Raw genomic sequence first — 14,598 nt, 5'->3', positions numbered from 1 at the left:
GCTCAGAACAGGCTCAATTGCTTCGGCGGGTCGGCGAGCCGGGCGCGCAGATCGAGGCGGTCGGTGAGGCCGCCGCTGGGATGGTAATCCTCCGCGATGAGGAACGGCCGGGCGCGCTTGAGGCCGGAGGTGAGGCGGGCCACATCCTCCAAGCGCAGGCGGGTGTGGCGCCGGGCCCGCACGATCTTGTCCACGGCGCGCGCCCCGAGGCCCGGCACCCGCAGCAACCATTCCCGGTCGGCCCGGTTCACGTCGAGGGGAAAGTGGGAACGGTGCTTGAGGGCCCAGGCGAGCTTCGGATCGACGTCGAGGGCGAACATGCCGTCCTCCGTGGCGTCGGCCACGTCGTCCGGCGTGAAACCATAATACCGCAGCAGCCAGTCGCCCTGGTAGAGCCGATGCTCGCGCTGGAGCGGGGGCGACTTCAGGGGCAGGATGGTCGAGCCGTCGGGGATCGGGCTGAAGGCCGAGTAGTAGACCCGCTTCAGGTTGAACGAACCGTAGAGATGCGCGCTCTTGCGCATCAGCGCCTCGTCGGTCGTGGCATCGGCGCCGACGATGACCTGCGTCGATTGCCCGGCCGGCGAGAACCGACGCTTTTCGGCCTTCGCTTGCGTGATCCGCTCGCCGATCTGCTGGATCGCGTTCTGGATGATCGTGCCGTTCTTCTCGGGCGCCAACCGCTCCAGGCTCATCTCGGTCGGCAACTCGACGTTGATCGAGAGACGGTCGGCGTAGAGGCCCGCCTCCTCGATCAGCCACGGGCTCGCCTCCGGGATCGACTTCAGGTGGATATAGCCGCGAAACCCGTGATCGCGCCGGAGCGATTTCGCCACCCGCGTTAGCAACTCCATGGTGTGGTCGGGCGACTTGATGATGCCGGACGAGAGGAACAAGCCCTCGATGTAGTTGCGCTTGTAGAACTCCACCGTGAGGGTGACGACCTCCTCGACGGTGAACTTCGCCCGGGCGACGTTGGACGAGCGGCGATTGACGCAATAGGCGCAGTCGAACAGGCAGTAATTCGTCAGCAGGATCTTCAGGAGCGAGATGCAGCGCCCGTCCGGGGTGTAGGCGTGGCAGATGCCCGCCCCCGTGGTCGAGCCGAGTTCGCCCTTGCCCGCCACGCGCTTCGGCGCGCCCGACGAGGAACACGAGGCGTCGTACTTGGCGGCATCGGCGAGGATGCGCAGCTTCTTCGCGAGGGCTTCGTCCATAACGAAGAGATGCGCCCCGTTCGTGGTTCGTTCAATTTTTTCCGGAGAAAATTGCAGCCGTGTTCGCTGCCGGATCGTCGCAGGCTCATTCGTCCGGTCGCGATTCCGCGTCCGACTCGACGATACGGCGAGCAAGCCCGTAGGCGAAGCCAGCCCGGGCCATGGCGGCGAGGTCGCGGTCGCGGTGGGCCTCGCGGGTGCCGGGCCGACGCCATGGCCCGAGACGCCGGCGCTTGGCATAGGCGGCCGCCGCCGTCTCCTCGGTGTCGGTCCCCTCCGCTTCCGCCTCGTCGCGCTCCGCCGCCATGGCGTCGGCGACGAGGTCGCGCGACACGCCCTTGGCGGCAAGCTTGGCCGAGAGGGCCCGGGCCGACGTGCCGCGCCGGCGCAGGGCCGCCATCCGGCCGGCGGTGAAACGCGCATCGTCGACGAGACCGGCGCTCACCGCCCGGGCCACCACGGCCTCGATGGTCTCGGCGTGCGTGGACGGGTCCTCGCCGCGCAGGCGGCAGCGCTTCTCCACGCGACGCTGGAGGGTCCGCCGCAGCATCGCCACGGATGCGCTGTAACGCTCGAGGTAGTGCAGGGCCACCCGCTCCAGATAGGCTGCACTGACCGGCGGAGTCGGCTTGGGGGGTTTTGGCCCGGGATTTGCCGGCTTTGCAACGTTTGAGGCGTTCATCGGTTCTTCACGCTTCGGACAGGTTTCCGGTTCAGATTTCGGGTGACGATCCGACCCGGACAACGATGTTGGAAGAGGGTTCGAGCATGCTATGCCGGCATTCCTCCTGAGGCGCGAATGGCTTCTCGTCGCGCTGGCCCTCGGCCTCGCGGCCCTGGCCGGGGCGGTGGTGTACCTGTCGCGCCCGACGACGCTGACCGTGGCCGTCGGCCCGCGCGACGGTGCCGAGGCGACCCTGCTCCAGACCTACGCCCGTGCGCTCGCCCGTGGCCACGAGGATGTCCGCCTCAAGGTCGTCCCCTACGATGACGTGCGCGACTCCGCCGAAGCCCTGCAGCGCAGCGAGGCCGACCTCGCGGTGGTGCGTCCGGACGTGCTCCTGCCCGAGAACGGCCTGACCCTGGCGATCCTGCACGACGAGGCCTTGCTCATCGTGGCCCCCGCATCGGCCGCCATCGAGAGCTTTCCGGACCTGTCGCGCAAGCGCCTCGGCATCGTCGAACGGCATCAGGCCGACGTGCCGTTCGTGACGAACCTGCTGGGGTTCTACGACTTCACGGCCGAGCCCCTCGGGGAGGCCGGCCCCGACAAGGTGATGGGTCCGGCCCGCGTCGCCCTGGTGCCGCTCAAGCCCGCCGAGGTGACGAGCGCCGTGGCGGAAGGCCGCGTCGATGCCGTGGCGGTCATCGCGGCCCCCGCCTCGAAGGCCGCCATCTCCACCGTGCGGGCCGTGGAGGCGGCTTCCACCGACAAGCAGGTCAACTTCGTCTCGGTGCCCGACGGCGAGGCCATCATCCAGCGGATGCCCGAACTGCAATCGGTGACGATCCCGGCCGGCACCTTCGGAGGGCGTCCGAAGCGGCCCGAAGAGGACGTGAAGACGGTTGGTGCCTCCTACCGGCTCATGGCCCGGGGCAGCATCAGCCGCTTCACAGTGGCCTCCGTGACCCAGCACTTGTTCGAATGGCGCTCGAAGCTCGCCCCGCAGGCTCCCATCGCCAAGTTGATGAAGGCCCCGGATTTCGATTCGAGCGTCGCCGCCACCAGCGCGCGCCTGCCCAACCATCCCGGCGCGGTGGATTATTTCGAGCGCGAACAGCAGACCTTGTTCGAGCGCTACGAGGATTACATCTACCTCCTCGCCTTCTTCGGCGGCACCATCGGCTCGGGTATCGCCTGGCTCGGTCAGCGCCTCGCCCGCGAGCGGCGCGAGCGCATCGACGTGGTGCTCGACCGCCTCCTCGACCTCCTGCGCGAAGTACGCGGCGCGCGCACCCAGGACGACCTCGACGGTCTCGTGCGCGAGACCGACAGCCTGGTCGCCGACGTGGTCCAGCACGCCCGGGCCCGCAACATCGACACCCGCACCATCAGCGCCCTGATCCTCGCTATCGACGCGGTCCACGCCGCCGTCAACGATGCGCGCAGGACCCTGGAGGGACGCGAACCGGACGCCACGCGCAACGCGGCCCGAACCCGAACGGCTCGCCTCCTGGCCCTCAATACACCAGCGGCGGAGTAGCGGCGGCGCACGGCCGGGATCCAAGCAGGTCCGCCCGGAAAGGCGGCGATAGTCGGCGCTACGTCTCCCCGTCCTCGACCAATGCACGGAGCGTTTCCAGGGCCCGGCAGCGCCCCTCGGGCGTCCTGAGGCGGGACCAGAGCCGCAGGCATTCGTTCGCCTCGGCGACGCTGCCCGGCATCATCGGATCGATCTAAAAATATTCCGTTGGCAGGTCGAGCGTCTCGGCGATCTGGCGCACGCGCGTGCGGATCTGAGCATCAGGATCATCGCTCATCGTTTCCCGGCTATAAAGTCGCACCGCAGGAGCGGTGTGGTGGGTTGCGAATCTTATCGAAACACAGGATCGCTTGAACGTATGACCAGCAGTCACATACGCGATACATCCACGATGACGCTGGATTGAGGCAGGAGTCGTACGTGATCTTCGCAATCGATCCGATTGGGGCCTTGAGTCATATCAGTCAGGAATGGACCAATCTCACGGGGCAGACCGTCGCGGCCGCCCTCGACCAGGGCTGGCTGGCGTGTGTCCATGACCAGGATCGCCCCGTCGTGAGGGATGTGTTGTCGCGGGCAGCTGAAAGGACATCCGAATTCAGCGTCCGGTTCCGCCTGTGCTCGACGGACGGCAGTCGACGCTGGATCGGCGCCGGCGGAGTCCCCTCGTTCGGGCCGCCGGACCGCACCTTCCTCGGCTATCTCGGCTCCATGACCGAACTAGCGCCGGACCCAGCCAACGCGCTGCAGACCTATGGCCAGATCGGCCGCTTCGTGCCGCCCCCCACCCACCCGGCGACGACCACGAGCGACCATCTGGAATCGATCGCCGACCATCTTCTCATCGCCAACGCGATGATCGAGGACGATGGCGCGAAAGCCGCCCTGCCCGGACTACGCCAAGCCCTGTACGAGGTCGGGCGCGCCCTCGCCCGGAAGGGTCGACGCGGAGCGGACCCTGAATTGAACCGCAGCCGGTGCGACGAGGCACCGTCGCCTGGGACGGGAAAGGGAGTGGTCCCGCCCCGGGCGAGGGGCACTGCGCGGAGGCGGCCCTTGTCGTTGCGGAGAGTGGCGATGGCACGATGCCATCCGTCTCAGGGCGGGGACCGCACCGGCCGGACCGACGCGAAGAGTTCGGGCATCGCCTGGACCCAAACCAACACGCCGCTCAGCGAGGATCCCCGCAGAGTCAATCAGACGGAAACCGTCTGAGACCGGATCTCGATGACACTGACTCATCGCGACCGCGCGGCGGCGGTTGTCCGCCGGACCCCATCGATTCCAGCCATGGGATGGGCCCCACCACAACAGGGATAGGCCTCACCCCCGCGCGACAGGCCACATACGATGTCCGGGGGTGGCGCTTTCGCGCTGGCGGGAATCGATCGATCCTCGGGCGCCGCCTGGGCTGGCCGATGCCTTCGGGCAAGATCCGCAGGATCGCCCATCCCCGCGAAAAGCGTCGTACCGTCAGGCAAATTCGCCCGCGGATTCATGCGCACCCGTCTTAAGGTTTTGTTGGCAATGTTTGTATAGGAACGGGTAAATGTCTCAAGGAGCCGGCCTATGCGTGTCCTACTGATCGAGGACGATGCGTCCGTCGCGCAAAGCATCGAACTGATGCTGAAGTCCGAACGCTTCAACACCTACACCACCGATCTCGGTGAGGAGGGGATCGATCTCGGCAAGCTCTACGATTACGACATCATCCTCCTCGACCTGAACCTGCCCGACATGTCGGGCTACGAGGTGCTGCGCGCCTTGCGGGTGTCGAAGGTCAAGACCCCGATCCTGATCCTGTCGGGCATGGCCGGCATCGAGGACAAGGTGAAGGGCCTCGGCTTCGGGGCCGACGACTACCTGACGAAGCCCTTCCACAAGGACGAACTCGTCGCCCGCATCCACGCCATCGTCCGCCGTTCGCAGGGGCACGCCCAGTCGGTGATCACCACCGGCGACCTCATCGTGAACCTCGACGAGAAAACCGTCGCGATTGGCGGCAACCGCGTGAACCTGACCGGCAAGGAGTACCAGATGCTGGAACTCCTCGCCCTGCGCAAAGGCACGACGCTGACGAAGGAGATGTTCCTCAACCACCTCTACGGCGGCATGGACGAGCCCGAGCTGAAGATCATCGACGTGTTCATCTGCAAGCTGCGCAAGAAGCTCGCCAACGCCTCGTCCGGCAAGAACTACATCGAGACCGTCTGGGGCCGCGGCTACGTCCTGCGCGACGGCGTTGCCGAGATGCGCGCCATCGCCAGCTGAAGCCTGCGCGGGTCGCGCGGGCATCGCCCGGGAACGGGGCCGGGCATCCGGCCGATCTGTGCCCGCGCGGTTCCCACAGAACGTCCGTTGCGCCGCCGTGCTCGGAGCCGGAACCGGCCGTGAGCGGGCGCTTCGTGAGGCGCCTCGAGCCCCGACACGTGCTCGGCATGAAGCACATCCCCCTCGATCCGGATGTATTCGGCTGGCGGACCGACGTAGACCCGGTCGACACACCGTCCGGAAACGGCCCGTTAATCGAACGACCCTATCGAGAACGGCATTGTCGGGTCGGGGTGCTTCGGTGCGAAAGAACCTTCCTCTTGCCGCAGCCTGCGCTGCTCTGTGCTCACTTCTGATCACGTCGAAGGCGGATGCCGGCGAGCGCGTCCTGCGCCTCGGTTATCTGTTCTCGCAGACATCCCAGCTCGGCGCGGGGGCCGAGACCTTCGCCCGGGATGTCGCGAAGCGGACGGGCGGCACCTACCGGGTCGAACTCTATCCGAACGGCACCGTGGGCGGCGAAGTCGAGATGGCGGAGGAGCTGCGGCTCGGGCACCTCGACATGGCCTTCATCACGAGCGCCCCCTTTGCCAGCCTCATTCCGGAATTCGGCGTCTTCGACATCCCGTTCCTGTTTCGGGATGCCCGGCACGCGCATGCGGTGTTCGATGGGCCGATCGGTCAGGATTACCTGAAGAAGTTCCAGCAGAAGGGCTATGTCGCCCTGGCCTGGGGCGAGAACGGGATGCGCCACATCACCAATTCGAAACGGCCGGTGGCCGGTCCGGGGGACCTGAAGGGCCTGTCGATGCGCGTGCCGCAATCCGACGTGATGCTGAAGGGGTTCCGCGCCTTCGGCGTCAAGGCCGAGCCGCTGGCGTTTCCGGCCCTCTACGGCGCCCTCCAGTCGGGCCAGTTCGATGGCCAGGAGAACCCCATCGCGGTGATCACCGCGTCCCACTTCGAGAAGGTCCAAACGCACCTGACCCTCAGCGGCCACGTCTATTCCTGGGCCGCCCTGATCGTCTCGAAGGCGTCCTGGGACGCCCTGAGCCCGGGCGCCCAGAAAGCCTTCGTCGAGGCGGCCAAAGCCGGCGGCCAGGTCTCCCGCGAGATGGCAGGACGCGCCGAGAAGGAGGGCGTGGACGTCTTGCGCAAGGCGGGCATGCAGGTCGTCGCCACCGTCGATCGCCCCGCCTTCGAGGCGAGCCTGCAGGATACGAATGCCGCGTTCAGCAAAGCTTTCGGTCCCGAGATCATCCAGCAGATCAAGTCCGTCCCGTAGGCGTGCGAGACCCCGTCATGTCCGTTCTTCGCTTCGACTGCCTCTCCGTCGCGCAGCGCATCTTCGCCGGATTCGGCGTCGTCCTGCTCCTGCTGACGGCTTCCACCCTGGTCACCTTCACCAGCGTGAACGGCCTCAACACCGACATCGCCGACGCGCAGGCGCGCGTTCGTATCGCCGGGCAGGCCAGTGCCTTCGACCGGCACCTGAACGAGACTCGTCGCCTGACCCTGAACTATCTCCGTACGGAGCGGGGCGAGATGCTGGCCGACCTCAAGGCGGCCCTCGCCACCCTCGCGGCCGAGGGGGAGCAGGTCGCCAAGTCCGGCGCGGACCAGGCGGACCGCATCAAGGGCGATACGGCGGATTACGTGACCACCGCGAACGCCCTCGTCGCCGCCATCCAGAAACGCAAGGCGGCCCTCACCGACTTGACCAAGGTCGGGGCCGCCCTCGCGAATGCCGGCTACGCCATGGCGGATCGCAGCGCCAGGGACGCCGATCTCGGCTTCGCGGCCTTCCGCGCCGACCGAGCCCTGCAGAACAGCCTTGCCGCCGTCGCCACTTTCCGGGCCAGCGGCAACCCGGCCGATGCCGGCACGGCGACGGTCGAGTTCGCCCGCTACGGGCGCGAGATCGCGACACTCGGTCAAGCCGACGCCGAGGGCGCGCTCCAGACGTCCCTGAGGGTCGTCGCCACGAAGCTGCCGCTGTTCAAGACCGCCTTCGATGGCGTGCTGAACGGCGCCGGCGAGATCGACGCGACCTATCAGCAGCTCCGGCGGACCGGCGACGCCCTGGCGACTCAAGCCGACGCGGCGCGCGCCGCCGCCGCCCGGCAGCAGGCCGAAATCATGTCCGTGATGAGCGCGAGTGCCGGCCAATTGCGCGGCCTCGTGCTCGCCATCGGCGCCCTCGCCCTGGTCGGCGGCGGCGTGCTCGCCTGGCGGGTCGGCTCCGGTGTGGCGCGGCCCGTCACCGCCATGACCGGCGTGATGGGCCGGCTGGCGACGGGAGACGTCGCCGTGTCGATCCCGGGTGCCGACCGCGGGGACGAACTCGGCGCCATGGCGCGCGCCGTCCAGGTGTTCAAGGATGCCCTCGTCGCCAAGGATCTGGCCGATGCGCAGGCGGTCGTCGAGGCCGATGCCAAGATGCGGCGCGCCGAGCGGCTCGATCGACTGACGCGGACCTTCGAGGCAAATGTCTCGATGCTGAGCCAGGGCCTCGCGGGCGCGGCGACGCAGATGGAAGCCACGGCCCGGTCCATGACCGGAACCGCCGACCAGACGAGCCGGCAATCGGTGACCGCCATGCGGGCCGCGCAGCAAACCTCGGCCAATGTCCAGACCGTGGCCGCGGCCAGCGAACAGATGTCGGCCTCGATCCAGGAGATCACGCAGCAGGCCGGTCAATCGGCCCGGATCGCGCACGGGGCCGCGGACGAGGCGCGCCGCACCGACGGCCTCGTCCAGCAGCTCGCCACCGGCGCCGAGCGGATCGACACCATCGTGGCGATGATCACCAAGATCGCCGGCCAGACCAACCTGCTCGCCCTCAACGCCACCATCGAGGCGGCCCGCGCTGGCGAGGCCGGGCGCGGCTTCGCGGTGGTCGCCTCCGAGGTCAAGGACCTGGCCGGGCAGACCACGCAGGCGACCAACGAGATCGCCACGCAGATCAGCGCCATCCAGCGGGCGACCCACGAGTCCGTAGGGGCGATCCAGGGCATCGGCCGGACCATCTCGGAGATGGCTCAGGTGTCCACCGCCATCGCGGCGGCGATGGAGCAGCAAGGCGCGGCGACCCAGGAGATCGCCCGCAACGTGCAGGAGGCCGCTGGTGGCACGGCGCAGGTCACCGGCAGTATCGCGGACGTGCACCACGGCGCCGACTCGACGGGTGCGGCGGCGTCCCAGGTGCTGAGCGCCGCGCAGGAGCTCTCGCGGCACTCCGAGAGCCTGACCCGTGAAGTCAGCGCCTTCCTCATCGACGTGAAGGCCGCGTAGGTTCGACGTTCGGCGCTCGGACGGACCGCTTCGGAATCGGAACGCCGGCCCGCGTGAGATCTCGGCCGCAGGGCCGGCGTCGTGGACGTCGTACCCGCCGCAATCCTCGAACGCCGCCCTGTCCCGCAGACACGAAAAAGGCCCGGTCACCCGGGCCCTTTTTGTGTGCGAAACTACAAAGAGCGAAGGGACGATCAGGCCTTGCGGCCGCTGGCACCCCGGCGACGCAGGCGCACGATCACCTCGACGCCGGCGATCTCCATGCCCTCGGGGGCATCGGGCAGCGAATCGACGGTGATGCCGCAATCCGGCATGTCGAGGACCTGGCCCTCCTCCTCGAGGAAGAAGTGGTGGTGCTCGCTCGGATTGGTGTCGAAATAGGCCTTCGACCCGTCGAGGGCGAGTTGGCGCAGCAGGCCGGCTTCCGTGAACTGGTGAAGGGTGTTGTAGACGGTGGCGAGCGACACCGGCACCTTGGCGCGCATGGCCTCGTCGTAGAGCATTTCCGCCGTGAGGTGGCGGTCGCCGCGACCGAACAGGAGCCAGCCCAGGGACAAACGCTGACGGGTGGGCCGCAGGCCAGCCCGGCGCAGGCGATCGCGCAGGTCGGAGAGCGGACAGCCACGCCGGCCGGCAACATCGCCCGACGGAGTGGAGGTCCGTGCGTTCAGCATGGCCTGCAGCGGCTGCATGTTCGGAATCGCGGTGGCTGACATTTCACCCAAACTTCGGTCTTCACATCTCCGTTTATACGGAACCTGCCCCGTTGCCGCAAGCCAAGCGCAGGGCGCCAGGCTCCGGGGGGCCTGGCTATGGATGCATGTCCCACCCTCCCCCGTCCGAAATCCGAAACCGCCGTGACAGACCGCCGTGACCGAGCCGTTTCGAGGCGCGACCGGGCACAGCTTTGAGCCGCACCGGCCCTGTGCTAACGAAGCGCCGTTTTCCGGCCCGTTCCGCCGTCGTGAAACGGCTCTTCCCGCGCGGCGGACACGCATTCGTCAACAGCCCCCTCCTCGAGGACCGATCCCCTCATCATGTCTTCCGCTCCCGATCCCACCGCACCCACCGGCACCCCGGCCCCCGCCCGGGCGACGCAGTACTCCTACGAGGACTTGCTGGCCTGCGGGCGCGGCGAGCTGTTCGGAGCCGGCAACGCCCAGCTGCCCCTGCCGCCGATGCTGATGTTCGATCGCATCGTCTCCATCGGCACCGAAGGCGGCGCCAACGGCAAGGGCCACGTGCTGGCGGAGTTCGACATCCGGCCGGACCTCTGGTTCTTCGGCTGCCACTTCAAGAACGACCCGGTGATGCCCGGCTGCCTCGGCCTCGACGCCCTGTGGCAGCTCGTGGGCTTCCACCTCGGCTGGCTCGGCGCCCCCGGGCGCGGCCGGGCGCTCGGCGTCGGCGAGGTGAAGTTCACCGACCAGGTGCTGCCCACCGTCAACAAGGTGGTCTACGGCATCGACATCAAGCGGGTGCGCCTCGGCAAGCTCGTGCTCGGCATCGCCGACGGCTGGCTCGAGGCCGACGGCACCCGGATCTACGAGGCCAAGGACCTGCGCGTCGCCCTGTTCCAGGCGCAGGGCTCGGCCGCCGCCTGACAGCGCCCCGGTTGAGATCGGGGCGGCCTCGTCCTAACTGACATTGGCAGGGTGCCGTCCGAAGCACCGGCGGCGGAGAAGAAGCGGTCCATGCGGCGTGTCGTGATCACCGGGATGGGCATCGTCTCGTCCATCGGCAACAACACCGACGAGGTCCTGGCCTCCCTGCGCGAGGCCAAGTCCGGCATCGGGCCGTCGGCTTCGTATGCCGAGCACGGCTTCCGCAGCCAGGTCGAGGGTCGTCCGAGCCTCGATCCCGAGGGCATCGTCGACCGGCGCGCCATGCGCTTTCACGGCGGCGGCACCGCCTGGAACCACGTCGCCATGGATCAGGCGATCCGCCAGTCGGGCCTCGAGGCCAGCGACATCTCCAACGACCGCACCGGCATCATCATGGGCTCGGGCGGCCCGTCGACGAAGGTCATCGTCGAATCGGCCGCCATCGCTACGGAGAAGGGGCCGAAGCGCGTCGGCCCGTTCGCGGTGCCCAAGGCGATGTCGTCCACCGCATCGGCGACGCTCGCGACCTGGTTCAAGATCAAGGGCGTGAACTATTCCATCGCCTCGGCCTGCGCGACCTCGAACCACTGCATCGGCAACGCCGCCGAGATCATCCAGGGCGGGCGCCAGGACATCATCTTCGCCGGCGGCTGCGAGGACCTCGACTGGACGCTATCGGTGCTGTTCGACGCCATGGGCGCCATGTCGTCGAAGTACAACGACACTCCGGCGCGGGCGTCGCGGGCCTACGACGCCAATCGCGACGGCTTCGTCATCGCCGGCGGCGCCGGCGTGCTGGTGCTGGAGGAGTACGAGAACGCCCGGGCGCGCGGCGCCACGATCTACGGAGAGATCGCCGGCTACGGCGCCACTTCGGACGGCCACGACATGGTCGCTCCGTCGGGCGAGGGGGCGGTCCGCTGCATGCGCCAGGCCATCGGCGGCCTGAAGGGCGCCCCCATCGACTACATCAATCCGCACGCCACCTCGACGCCGGTGGGCGACGAGAAGGAGATCGAGGCCATCCGCGAGGTGTTCGGGCGCGGCGATGCCTGTCCGCCCATCTCCGGCACCAAGTCCCTCACCGGCCATTCGCTCGGCGCCACCGGCGTGCAGGAGGCGATCTACTCCCTCCTGATGATGAACAACGATTTCATCTGCGAGAGCGCACATATCGACGAGATCGACCCGGCGTTCACCGACATGCCGATCCTGCGCGAGCGCCGGGATGGGGCCAAGCTCGGCCATGTCCTCTCGAACTCTTTCGGCTTCGGCGGAACCAACGCCACCCTGGTCCTGAAGAACGTCGACGCCTGACCCTCCGGAGTACCTCGGGGCTCCGCGGGAACCCCGGGACTCCGGCTGCGTTTTCTCTGCAACACGCAAGGATAAAGCGCATGTTGTGGTTCACCCTGGGCACCGTCGGTGGATTGGCCGTCACCGGTCTGGCGGCGGTCTATGCCAAGCAGGCCCTCATCGATTGGGCGCGGGCCGACACCAACGGCTACTTCTAGTCCCGGTCTCGTCCCCGAATTGGACATGCCCGCGACCGGCACGCTAAGTCTCGTTCCCTACGGATGACAGCGCTGGTCGAAAAAGGCCGCGTCCACGGGGAAACGCATGACGGGTTTGATGACGGGTAAGCGCGGCCTCATCATGGGGGTCGCCAACAGTCACTCTATCGCCTGGGGGATCGCGTCCGCCCTGCACAGGCATGGTGCCGAACTCGCCTTCACTTATCAGGGCGAGGCACTGGGGCGTCGCGTCGTACCCTTGGCCGCATCGCTCAGCTCCGACATCGTCATTCCCTGCGATGTCGAGGACATCGCAAGCGTCGACGCGGTGTTCGCGGCTCTCGACGAGCGCTTCCCCGACGGGATCGATTTTCTCGTCCACGCCATCGGCTTCTCGGACAAGAACCAGCTCAAGGGTCGCTACGTCGACGTCACCACCCGCGAGAACTTTTCGCGGACCCTGGCGATCTCGTGCTTCTCCTTCACCGAACTCGCCCAGCGCGCGGCCAAGCGCATGCCGCGCGGCGGTTCGCTCCTTACCCTGACCTATGGCGGCTCGACCCGGGTCATGCCGAACTACAATGTCATGGGTGTGGCCAAGGCCGCCCTGGAAGCCTCCGTGCGCTATCTCGCGGGTGACCTCGGCCCGGACGGTATCCGGGTCAATGCCCTCTCGGCCGGCCCGATGCGGACCTTGGCGGGTGCCGGCATCGCCGATGCCCGGCTGATGTTCAACCACCAGAAGGCTCACGCGCCCCTGCGGCGTACGGTGACCCAGGAAGAGGTCGGCGGCTCGGCCGTCTACCTGCTCTCCGACCTCTCCGGCGGCGTCACCGGCGAGGTCCATTTCGTCGATTCCGGCTACAACATCATCTCGATGCCGCGACCCGACGTACTCCAGGCCCAGGACGAGGCGGGCGTTATCGACGCCGTCTAGAGTTGTGTTCGGTCCGGTTGGATCGGATCATGTCTCCAGTCCTCGTGGTCTCGTGCTCTTCTGAGACGAACCGTCATCCACGTCGTCGGAAAGCACGCCAAGCATTAGAGAACCACGGCTTTCGCCATGTGAAGCGCCCTCCCCTTCGCGGGGGAGGACGTGGCGACGCGGGTCAATCCTCGGCGTCGGCAGGGGCGTCCCAGACTTGGGATGCGGACAAGCCGGACGTGGGCAAACCGGACCCCGGCAGGGATGTCCCGAGCCGATGCGACGCGGGCCGGATCATCTCGTCCGACGGGATCAGGGCGACGCCGGCGGAGATAAAGCCCGCCGTGGCGCGAAGCTCATCGGACTGGCGCGGATCACGGGCGATGGCGGCGGCCTCGCGCTCCAGGCGCCTGTTGCAGGCTTGAGACGGTAGGCCACCCGGCGGCGTGCAGGCATCGTGCCGGGCGCAGGCCGCGTCGAGGGCATCGATGGGCGGCAGCGGTGCATTGTTGCCGGGCCCACAATAGTTGCCGTGGACCAGCAACGGCCTGTCGAGACCCGGTGCCGGCTGTGCCGCGACGGGCGAGGCCAGGGACAGAAGGAGCAGGAACGGTGCGGTGCGGGTGATGATCATGGTGCTTGGGCCATCTCTCGAGCAAATCACCCCCTCAGGTGATCTGGTACGCCAACGTCCCCAAGGAACAGCCGGCGCTGTCTCAAGTTTTCAGCCCGGCTGTGGTTCCGCGATGCGAGATCACCCCTCGGTCTCGGTCGAGAGTACGGGGGCGGCCGGTTCGGCGCCGAGGCTATTCTTGAGGGCAACGCCCGTCACGCGCCGCCGCAGGGACTCGCGGGCGAGCCAGACCAGCGTGTCGGCGGCGCGGTCGATGGAGAGACCGCCCCGGGTGTGAATGTTGGAGATGCAGTTGCGCTCGGAATCGCGCCGGCCCGGGCGTGGTCCGTAGGTCAGATAGATCCCGAGGCTGTCGGCGACGCTGAGGCCCGGACGCTCGCCGATGAGGACGGCGCATAGGCGAGCCCCGAGCCTTTCCCCGATGGGGTCGCCGATGGCGACGCGGGCTTGGCTCGCAACCACGATGGGGCCGATCGAGATCCCGTCGAGGCGCGCGAGGCACGCGTGGATCAACGGGGCGGCCTGACTCTGTACGGCCGTCGCCGACAGGCCATCCGCCACGACGAGAACGAGATCGACGCCGTCCTCCGCGCCATCGAGGATGGTGTCCGCGTCGAGGGTGCGGCCGAGGTCGGGCCGGCGCAGGTAGGTCGCGCGGTCGGGGGCGGCGCTGCGGACGCGCAGTACCGGATGGGGCCGCAGAGCGTCCTCCAGGGCCGCGACATCGAGGGTGGTATGAACGGCGTCGCGCGCCCTGGCATGGGCGAGCTGGAAATCCAGCACCGCCTCCAGGGGGATCGCGTCGCCCCGGCGTCCGAGACCGATGCGGGCGGACGTCGCCGACCGGAGGATCGCCCAACGGTCGGCGGCGGTGGCGGGCGTGCCGTCGCTCATGCCAAATCCCTTCCTCGATCCAAGCCCATCTCCCGATCCGA

The 14,598-nt window shown here is 68.0% G+C and carries 13 protein-coding genes; 8 read left to right on the top strand and 5 right to left on the bottom strand.

Annotated features, from left to right (window positions below; all coding sequences use genetic code 11):
- Positions 1 to 2: 2 nt before the first annotated feature.
- Together MKK49_RS22695 and MKK49_RS22690 are read right to left on the bottom strand one after the other, a co-directional pair.
- On the bottom strand, positions 3 to 1,217 hold the full coding sequence (locus MKK49_RS22695; RefSeq protein WP_244032197.1) for a putative DNA modification/repair radical SAM protein: 1,215 nt from the start codon (positions 1,215 to 1,217) through the stop codon (positions 3 to 5).
- Positions 1,218 to 1,302: 85 nt separating this feature from the next.
- A complete protein-coding gene (locus tag MKK49_RS22690; protein WP_313899199.1) occupies positions 1,303 to 1,809 on the bottom strand; it encodes a RecX family transcriptional regulator in 507 nt (168 codons plus the stop codon).
- A gap of 181 nt (positions 1,810 to 1,990) precedes the next feature.
- Here MKK49_RS22690 and MKK49_RS22685 point away from each other — a divergent pair, with 181 nt between their 5' ends.
- From MKK49_RS22685 to MKK49_RS22665, 5 genes are all read left to right on the top strand, one after another.
- Positions 1,991 to 3,421, top strand: coding sequence for a TAXI family TRAP transporter solute-binding subunit (locus tag MKK49_RS22685; protein WP_244032195.1), 1,431 nt, complete (start codon positions 1,991 to 1,993; stop codon positions 3,419 to 3,421).
- 420 nt (positions 3,422 to 3,841) lie between these two features.
- A complete protein-coding gene (locus tag MKK49_RS22680) occupies positions 3,842 to 4,636 on the top strand; it encodes a PAS domain-containing protein (RefSeq protein ID WP_244032194.1) in 795 nt (264 codons plus the stop codon).
- 354 nt (positions 4,637 to 4,990) lie between these two features.
- Positions 4,991 to 5,692 (top strand): response regulator transcription factor CtrA, encoded by a 702-nt coding sequence (gene ctrA / locus MKK49_RS22675; RefSeq protein WP_244032193.1) that lies wholly within the window; start codon positions 4,991 to 4,993, stop codon positions 5,690 to 5,692.
- Positions 5,693 to 5,993: 301 nt separating this feature from the next.
- Entirely contained in the window at positions 5,994 to 6,977 is a 984-nt protein-coding gene (locus MKK49_RS22670; protein ID WP_244032192.1) for a DctP family TRAP transporter solute-binding subunit, read from the top strand.
- A gap of 17 nt (positions 6,978 to 6,994) precedes the next feature.
- Entirely contained in the window at positions 6,995 to 8,986 is a 1,992-nt protein-coding gene (locus MKK49_RS22665) for a methyl-accepting chemotaxis protein (protein WP_244032191.1), read from the top strand.
- A 194-nt stretch (positions 8,987 to 9,180) separates the two neighbouring features.
- Here MKK49_RS22665 and irr read toward each other — a convergent pair whose 3' ends face one another.
- A complete protein-coding gene (gene irr, locus MKK49_RS22660) occupies positions 9,181 to 9,702 on the bottom strand; it encodes a Fur family transcriptional regulator Irr (RefSeq protein ID WP_409565120.1) in 522 nt (173 codons plus the stop codon).
- A 321-nt stretch (positions 9,703 to 10,023) separates the two neighbouring features.
- On the opposite strand from irr, the gene fabA reads away from it, so the two are divergent.
- The 3 genes from fabA (at position 10,024) to fabI (ending at position 13,041) form a co-directional block, all read left to right on the top strand.
- Entirely contained in the window at positions 10,024 to 10,590 is a 567-nt protein-coding gene (gene fabA / locus MKK49_RS22655) for a 3-hydroxyacyl-[acyl-carrier-protein] dehydratase FabA (protein WP_244032190.1), read from the top strand.
- A 90-nt stretch (positions 10,591 to 10,680) separates the two neighbouring features.
- Positions 10,681 to 11,907, top strand: coding sequence for a beta-ketoacyl-ACP synthase I (gene fabB / locus MKK49_RS22650; RefSeq protein ID WP_244032188.1), 1,227 nt, complete (start codon positions 10,681 to 10,683; stop codon positions 11,905 to 11,907).
- Positions 11,908 to 12,210: 303 nt separating this feature from the next.
- Positions 12,211 to 13,041: an enoyl-ACP reductase FabI gene (gene fabI / locus MKK49_RS22645; RefSeq protein ID WP_244032186.1), complete on the top strand. Its 831-nt coding sequence runs from the start codon at positions 12,211 to 12,213 to the stop codon at positions 13,039 to 13,041.
- Positions 13,042 to 13,213: 172 nt separating this feature from the next.
- Here the strand turns inward: fabI and MKK49_RS22640 are convergent, their stop codons facing one another.
- Positions 13,214 to 13,663: a hypothetical protein gene (locus MKK49_RS22640; RefSeq protein ID WP_244032184.1), complete on the bottom strand. Its 450-nt coding sequence runs from the start codon at positions 13,661 to 13,663 to the stop codon at positions 13,214 to 13,216.
- Positions 13,664 to 13,783: 120 nt separating this feature from the next.
- Entirely contained in the window at positions 13,784 to 14,557 is a 774-nt protein-coding gene (gene eutC / locus MKK49_RS22635; protein ID WP_244032182.1) for an ethanolamine ammonia-lyase subunit EutC, read from the bottom strand.
- Positions 14,558 to 14,598 lie beyond the last annotated feature (41 nt).

Origin of the sequence: Methylobacterium sp. J-090 (assembly GCF_022829345.1) — a bacterium.
Lineage (GTDB): Bacteria > Pseudomonadota > Alphaproteobacteria > Rhizobiales > Beijerinckiaceae > Methylobacterium.
Note: the sequence above shows the minus strand (reverse complement) of the source record. Positions and strands in the feature narration are given on the sequence as shown.

Coding starts and splice junctions, on each gene's coding strand:
- MKK49_RS22695 (WP_244032197.1), bottom strand. CDS start 1,217: ATGGACGAAGCCCTCGCGAAGAAGCTGCGCATCCTCGCCGATGCCGCC.
- ctrA (WP_244032193.1), top strand. CDS start 4,991: ATGCGTGTCCTACTGATCGAGGACGATGCGTCCGTCGCGCAAAGCATC.
- fabA (WP_244032190.1), top strand. CDS start 10,024: ATGTCTTCCGCTCCCGATCCCACCGCACCCACCGGCACCCCGGCCCCC.
- eutC (WP_244032182.1), bottom strand. CDS start 14,557: ATGAGCGACGGCACGCCCGCCACCGCCGCCGACCGTTGGGCGATCCTC.
- MKK49_RS22640 (WP_244032184.1), bottom strand. CDS start 13,663: ATGATCATCACCCGCACCGCACCGTTCCTGCTCCTTCTGTCCCTGGCC.
- MKK49_RS22665 (WP_244032191.1), top strand. CDS start 6,995: ATGTCCGTTCTTCGCTTCGACTGCCTCTCCGTCGCGCAGCGCATCTTC.
- MKK49_RS22685 (WP_244032195.1), top strand. CDS start 1,991: ATGCCGGCATTCCTCCTGAGGCGCGAATGGCTTCTCGTCGCGCTGGCC.
- fabB (WP_244032188.1), top strand. CDS start 10,681: ATGCGGCGTGTCGTGATCACCGGGATGGGCATCGTCTCGTCCATCGGC.
- fabI (WP_244032186.1), top strand. CDS start 12,211: ATGACGGGTTTGATGACGGGTAAGCGCGGCCTCATCATGGGGGTCGCC.
- irr (WP_409565120.1), bottom strand. CDS start 9,702: ATGTCAGCCACCGCGATTCCGAACATGCAGCCGCTGCAGGCCATGCTG.